The sequence below is a fragment of the Rhizobium sp. 21-4511-3d genome, assembly GCF_053522545.1.
Map to the genome: position 1 here is coordinate 1 of NZ_JBNWCF010000035.1, position 2,179 is coordinate 2,179.

General features: G+C 61.4%; 2 protein-coding genes. Both read right to left on the reverse strand.

Features of this window, described 5'->3' with window-relative positions; translation table 11 throughout:
* Positions 1–25: 25 nt before the first annotated feature.
* Positions 26–1,681 carry an IS66 family transposase gene (gene tnpC, locus ACQZ5H_RS32585; protein ID WP_413390881.1) on the reverse strand — a complete coding sequence of 552 codons (1,656 nt, stop codon included), beginning with the start codon at positions 1,679–1,681 and terminating at the stop codon, positions 26–28.
* Between the two features lie 45 nt (positions 1,682–1,726).
* On the reverse strand, positions 1,727–2,074 hold the full coding sequence (gene tnpB / locus ACQZ5H_RS32590) for an IS66 family insertion sequence element accessory protein TnpB (RefSeq protein ID WP_008536653.1): 348 nt from the start codon (positions 2,072–2,074) through the stop codon (positions 1,727–1,729).
* Positions 2,075–2,179 lie beyond the last annotated feature (105 nt).

A 2,179-nucleotide genomic window follows, 5' to 3' on the forward strand; every position in this document is an offset into this window, starting at 1 on the left:
GTAAGCATCCGGTGAAGACCACAGGTCAGGCAGCTTGAGCGTTGACGGTCGGCGGCGTCCAATTCCACGGAAGCAACTGCTCCAGCCTGATAATCGGCGTGTCAGCTATGCGGGCAAGAACGTCGGCCAGCCACGCCTGCGGATCGATGTCGTTGAGCTTTGCCGTCATGATCAACGTTGCCATGAAGGCTGCACGATCCGCGCCGCGGTCTGATCCGGCGAAGAGCCAGGACTTCCTACCGAGTGCGAAGCCTCGCAGGGCTCGCTCCGCGGCGTTGTTCGTGAGGCAAATCCGGCCATCCTCCAGGAATGACGTGAAGCCGTCCCATCGCTTGAGCATATAATCAATGGCCTCCGCGACCGGAGAACTGCGTGACAGCTTTAACCGCTCGGTTTGAAGCCAAGCCTGCAGATCATTGACGAGCGGCAGGCTTTCCTTGTGGCGACTCTCCAGGCGTTGATCGGCGGTGAGCCCGTTGATCTCGCGCTCGATATCGAACAGGCTGTCGATCCGTTTGACGGCCTCAAGCGCCATAGGCGAGATCGGCGTGGCGTTCTTTCCACGCTTGGCGTTTGCGGCAATGTCGGCGAGCACGAAGAACTTGCGCCGCGAGTGCGCCCAGCAAAACGCCTGACTTAGCGGATTTGGATCGCGATCATCCTTGAACAGCGGATTGTAGCCACCATAGGCGTCCGCCTGCAGAATACCGGTGAAGGTCTTCAGGTGGCGCTCCGGATGTTCCTGCCGCCGATCGCGCGAGGCATAGTAAAGGGCTGCCGGCGGTGAGAGGCCTCCGAACGGCCGATCATCCCGGACATAAGTCCAGATGCGGCCCGTATCGGTCTTTCCCTTTGCGAGGATCGGGACGGTCGTGTCGTCGCCATGCAGTCGCTCGGCGGCAAGGACATGCGTCTCGATCAGGGAGTGGATGGGCTTCAGCGCCGCTGCACATGCTCCAACCTGATCGGCCAGCGTCGACAAGCTGAGGTCGACGCCCTCGCGGGCATAGCGTTCGCTCTGGCGATTGAGTGGCTGGTGCTGGGCGAACTTCTCGAACAGGATCATCGCCAGCAGGTTCGGCCCTGCAAAACCGCGGGGCGTTACGTGGAATGGTGCCGGCGGCTGCGTGATCTTCTCACACTCGCGGCAGGTAAACTTCTCCCGCACCGTCTGGATGACCTTCCACTGACGCGGTACGACCTCCAGGGTCTCGGTGATGTCCTCGCCAAGCTTCGACAACTTAGCCGATCCGCAGCAGGCGCAATTGGCGGGAGCGGCGATAACGACGCGTTCGCGTGGCAGGTGTTCGGGGAATGACTTACGTGACGGACGCCTGCGCTCGAAGGCTTTGACGGTTGAAGCTTTGGCGGCGATTTCCGCGACCAATTCATCTTCACCGGCATCCGCTTCGAGCTCCTCGAGCTGCAGTTCCATCTGCTCAAGGAGCCGCGCCTTACGCTCGGATCGGCTGCCGTAGAGTTCACGTCGAACCTTGTCGATCTCCAGCTTCAGCCGTGCGATCAGCGCCTCGGAATGCGATACGAGTGCCTTGGCGCTGGCGGCTTCTGCCTTGGCGGCCGCCGCTTCTGCTTCGGCTGCGACACGGCGCGCACGTTCCTGGGCCAGCAGTGCGAGGGCACTGGCAAGGTCGTCCGGAAGCTCTTCGGTCGCATTGCTCATGACAGGATGGAATCATATTCGACCCCATCATTCCAGTGTTTTTGCTTATCCGGCCGACGTTGGCCGCCAGGTCTTTTGCGGCATCCGCCAGTCGATGCCCTCCAGCAGATAACCGAGCTGCGCAGGCGTGATCACTACCGTGCCATCGGCCGCTGAAGGCCAGATGAAGCGTCCTCGCTCGAGCTTCTTCGTGAACAGGCAAGCTCCCTGGCCGTCATGCCAGATCACCTTGATCAAGCCACCGCCTCGGCCGCGGAATACGAACAGGTGACCGCACATCGGGTCGCGCTTTAGCGCCTCCTGCACCATCAACGACAGACCGGGGAAGCCTTTGCGCATATCGGTGTGGCCCGTCGCCAACCAGACCTTCACTCCACTCGGAACCGGGATCATCGCAGCCCCAGCACGCAATCGAGTATCCGGCCAAGCGCTTCCGTGTCGATGTCGCTATCCACGCGGACGCGTCGGCCCCGACCAAGTTCGATTGTTACATCACTG

Coding starts and splice junctions, on each gene's coding strand:
- tnpC (WP_413390881.1), bottom strand. CDS start 1,681: ATGAGCAATGCGACCGAAGAGCTTCCGGACGACCTTGCCAGTGCCCTC.
- tnpB (WP_008536653.1), bottom strand. CDS start 2,074: ATGATCCCGGTTCCGAGTGGAGTGAAGGTCTGGTTGGCGACGGGCCAC.